This window comes from Flavobacterium sp., from assembly GCF_965657075.1.
In the GTDB taxonomy this organism is placed as follows: domain Bacteria; phylum Bacteroidota; class Bacteroidia; order Flavobacteriales; family Flavobacteriaceae; genus Flavobacterium.
The window spans coordinates 1-4546 of the sequence record NZ_CBFHMV010000035.1 but is presented as its reverse complement, the minus strand read 5'-3'; the positions used below and the strand labels follow the sequence as shown (position 1 = coordinate 4546).

At 30.7% G+C, this 4546-nt stretch carries 3 protein-coding genes and 1 pseudogene; all 4 read left to right on the top strand.

Going from position 1 to position 4546, the window contains the following annotated elements:
- A pseudogene (pgi, locus tag ACTF56_RS12295) lies at positions 1–600 on the top strand (glucose-6-phosphate isomerase); the annotation flags it as partial.
- 94 nt (positions 601–694) lie between these two features.
- Positions 695–3388 carry a TonB-dependent receptor gene (locus ACTF56_RS12290; RefSeq protein ID WP_438967206.1) on the top strand — a complete coding sequence of 898 codons (2694 nt, stop codon included), beginning with the start codon at positions 695–697 and terminating at the stop codon, positions 3386–3388.
- Positions 3389–3482: 94 nt separating this feature from the next.
- The gene (locus ACTF56_RS12285; protein ID WP_438967205.1) at positions 3483–3914 is read left to right on the top strand and encodes a hypothetical protein; all 432 of its coding nucleotides are present in this window, start codon (positions 3483–3485) and stop codon (positions 3912–3914) included.
- 40 nt (positions 3915–3954) lie between these two features.
- Positions 3955–4407 (top strand): septal ring lytic transglycosylase RlpA family protein, encoded by a 453-nt coding sequence (locus tag ACTF56_RS12280; protein ID WP_438967204.1) that lies wholly within the window; start codon positions 3955–3957, stop codon positions 4405–4407.
- The last annotated feature ends 139 nt before the right edge of the window (positions 4408–4546 follow it).

Genomic DNA, 4546 nt, shown 5'->3' with positions numbered 1-4546 from the left:
CCTTATTTGCAACAAGGTATCATGGAAAGTAATGGTAAAAGTATAGGTAGAGACGGTATTCCTGTTAATTATCAAACGGGTACAATTATTTGGGGTGAACCAGGAACAAATTCGCAACATGCATTTTTTCAACTAATTCATCAAGGAACCAAGTTAATTCCAACTGATTTTATTGGTTACAAAAAGTCGTTATACGGAAACAAAGACCATCACGATAAATTAATGTCTAATTTTTTTGCTCAAACAGAAGCTCTATTAATGGGTAAGTGTGAAGAACAAGTAGTAGATGAATTTGTTAAGAATAACCTTTCAAAAGAACAATCAGAATTTCTTTTACCCTATAAAGTTTTCAAAGGTGACAATCCAACAAACACTTTGTTAATAAATCAGTTAACGCCTGAAAGTTTAGGTTCTTTAATTGCTTTGTATGAACATAAAATTTTTGTACAAGGAATTATTTGGAATATTTTTAGTTATGACCAATGGGGAGTTGAGCTTGGTAAGCAATTAGCAACTTCAATTTTAGAAGAAATCAATGCGAAATCTTTAAAAAATCACGACAGTTCTACTTCTTTTTTATTGAAAAATTACATAAATTAGAAATCTTGTAAATTGTTAATAGTTTGTTAACATTGGTTTTGTTTTCGTTTCCGAATTTGAATTAAATTTGTCGAAAATTTAAACACAATCTAAAATGAAAAAAATTACTAAAAATTTCTTAGTAGCTTTGCTTATGTTGACTGCTTCAACAATCTTTGCTCAATCTAAGATTTCAGGTACTATTATGGATGGCGAATATAATGAACCGCTTCCAGGTGCTAGTGTTATGATTAAAGGTACTCAAGATGGTACATCTACAAACTTTGATGGTAAATTTGAGTTTTCAACATCTCAAACTACAGGAACATTAATTATATCTTATTTAGGATATGAAACTAAATCTGTTACTTTCACTGTTACAGGAAAAACATTAAACGTTGGTTCAATTCAATTGAATGCAAATCAGGATGAATTAACTGAAATTGTTTTAGTTGGTAAAGGAGTTGTGGATTTAGCATCAGATCGTAAAACACCAATTGCTGTTTCTACAATTAAAGCTGCTGAAATTCAAGCTAAAGTTGGAACTGCCGATGTTACTCAAGCTCTAGTAAATACACCTTCAGTTTATGTTGCTGGTCAATCAGGGGGTTATGGTGATTCTAGAATTACTGTACGTGGTTTTCAACAAGATAATACTGCATTTCTTTTGAATGGTCAACCAATCAACGGAATGGAAGATGGAAAAATGTATTGGTCAAACTGGTCAGGTATGTCAGATATTGCTAATGTTATCCAAATTCAAAGAGGTTTAGGTTCTTCTAAATTAGCTATTTCTTCTGTTGGAGGTACGGTTAACTTTGTTACAAAAGCTACTGATAAAAGAGAAGGTGGTTTTTCTTCTTTTGGAGTTGCTAACGACGATTATTTCAAATCTACTGTAGGTTATAATACAGGTATTATGGAAAATGGTTTTGGTGCAAGTGTTATGTTGTCTCACTGGCAAGGTGATGGATATAATGATGGTACAAAAGGTGAAGGACAGAATTACTTTATTTCTTTTGGTTATAAAGCTAATGCTAAACACTCATTTAACTTTTTAGTTACTGGTGCTCCTCAATATCACGATCAAAATTTTACAAAAGCTATTAGTTCTTACCTACAATATGGTAGAAGATATAATAGTAACTGGGGAACTCTGAATGGAGTTTACAGAACAGAAAGAAGAAATTTTTATCATAAACCAGTGGCTAATTTAAACTGGGATTATGAAATCAATGATAAAACATCCTTATCAACAGTACTTTACGCTTCATGGGGACGTGGTGGTGGAACAGGTAACTACGGAAGAGGAAAAAGAACTACTGCTACTGGTAATGTAGATTTTGATGCTATTTATGCAAACAACATTGCTGATGCTGACGGTATTGGTTCTGCTACAGATGCTAATAGAAATAATAATTATGTTGTTCGTTCTTCTATGAATAACCATGCTTGGTATGGTGTAGTTTCTAATTTAAATCACAAATTATCAGAAAATTTAGATCTTAATTTAGGTTTAGATTTAAGAACTTATAATGGTGATCACTACAGACAAGTAAGTAACTTTCTTGGTTTAAGCGGATGGAATGAAAGTAGAAATTTGAGAGATAATACACACTTCCCAACTTCTACTGTAGCTACAAATACAGTTACAGAAGCTTTCTCAACTAATCCTTGGAGTTCTTTCTTTAATACTGCTGCTGATAATCAAAAAATTGATTATGATTATAGTGAAACTATTTCTTATGGTGGTCTATTCGGTCAATTAGAATATTCTAAAGATAATTTATCTGCTTTCTTCCAAGGTTCTATTTCTAATCAATCGCACCAAAGATTTGATTATTATGATTATTTACCTGCAAATACTGATTCTGAAAAAGTTAATAACATTGGTTATAATGCTAAAGGTGGTGCTAGTTATGTAATTGCTGAACAACATTCTGTTTATGGTAATGCAGGTTACTACTCACGTCAACCATACCATGATAATGTTTATTTAAATTTCACAAATGCTTTAAATCCATTAACTTCTAACGAAAAAGTATTTGGTTTAGAAGCTGGATATGGTTTTAAATCTAATATGTTTTCTGCAAATGTAAATTTATACAGAACTTCTTGGAAAGATAGAGTTACAACTACATCAACTGCTTTATCAGCTGCAACTACAATTGGAACAACTAACCTAAATGCAGGTGATTTAGTATATACAACAAGTCAAAATGACGAACAATTGCATTCAGGTATAGAAGTTGATTTTGCTTTAAGACCTTTTGCAGGACTTGACTTAAAAGGATTTGCTTCAGTTGGAAACTGGCAATATAAAGGGAATGCTACACAAAGAAGATTCGATGAAAATCAAGCACTTTTAGATGAAGTTAACACTGATATTGACGGAGGTCAAGTTGGTGATGCTGCTCAAACTACTTGGGGATTAGGTGCTAAATATGAAATTTTCAAAAATTTCTCAATTGATGCTGATTGGAGAACTTACGATAAATTATATGCAAATGCAGCTGCTAGAAAAGATAATATTGAATTACCAAGTTACGATTTAGTAGATGCTGGTATTTCTTATAAAATGTTTGTAGGTAAAGATTATAAAAATTCAATTAATTTTAGATTAAATATGAATAACGTATTCAATGAAGTTTATTTATCTGAAATTACACAATCTTTCTCTTCTGGAAATGTTAATGGTCTTTTCCCTGCTAATACAACAGATGATTCCTACAAAGGAATTAACGTTAAAAACAATGCGTTTTTTGGTTTAGGAAGAACTTGGAATGTATCTATTAGATATAACTTCTAATATTTCAATCAACTTATAATATACCCCTTTTAGCAGAAATGTTAAAAGGGGTTTTATTTTTTTATTATATTTGTAATAACCAAAAACTTAATTTATGTATCCAATATTAAAATCATTACATTCTAATTTAGCTTATTTTGTCTTATTTGTTTTAGCCTTAGCATTTATTAATGCTATGTATGGTCTATTAAATAAGAAGCTTTTTTCTTCAAAAGATTTGAGAATTTCATTATTTGCTTTTATTCTTTGTCACATTCAATTGCTTGTAGGATTTATTTTGTATTTTATTTCCGAAAAAGGGGTAAAGGCTTTTTCTTTAGAAGGTGCAATGAAAGTACCTGAGTTGAGATTAACTATGCTTGAACATCCGCTAATCAATATTATTGCAATAGCTTTGATTACTATTGGTTGGTCTAAACATAAAAAACAAGAAAGTCAAAATGGTAAATTTAAGAAAATAGCTCTTTTTTATGGTTTAGGATTATTGTTAATCCTTGGAAGAATTCCTTGGTCAACTTGGATGTAATTTTTTAGTCATAGATTCTTTTGTTAAATCTTTACCCATTATGAAATCTCTTATCCATTTTAGTTTGCTTCTAGCAGGATTCTATTATGGATCTCAGATTACTAATCATCACTTTTCAGCTGGTTCTAAACATAATTTTAAATCATTTAACGATACTATTATAGTCGACAGTACCGATTTTAAGATGATTTTGGTTAAAGATATCGCACATGCTTCCTATTATCATGATAAGTTTACTGGCAAAAAAACTGCAAGCGGGAAAATATTTAACAATAATGAATTAACTTGTGCACACAAATCGTTGCCCTTTGGTACAATTTTAAGAGTAACAAGTATTAAAACTAATAAATCTGTAGATGTAACTGTAACTGATAGAGGACCTTTTGTAAAAGGAAGAGATATTGATTTGTCCAAGAAAGCTTTTATGAATATTGCACCCAATAAATATGCAGGTAGCATAAAAGTTAAATTAGAAAAGTTTCCTGACAACTAAACCCCCATTTCACTATAAAAAAATCCCTAATATTTCTATTAGGGATTTTTAATTTTAGTTTGTTTGGGTTTTATTTTTTCACGATCATAAATTCAGAACGTCTGTTTTGCGCGTGTTGTTCTTCGGTACAATCGTCACC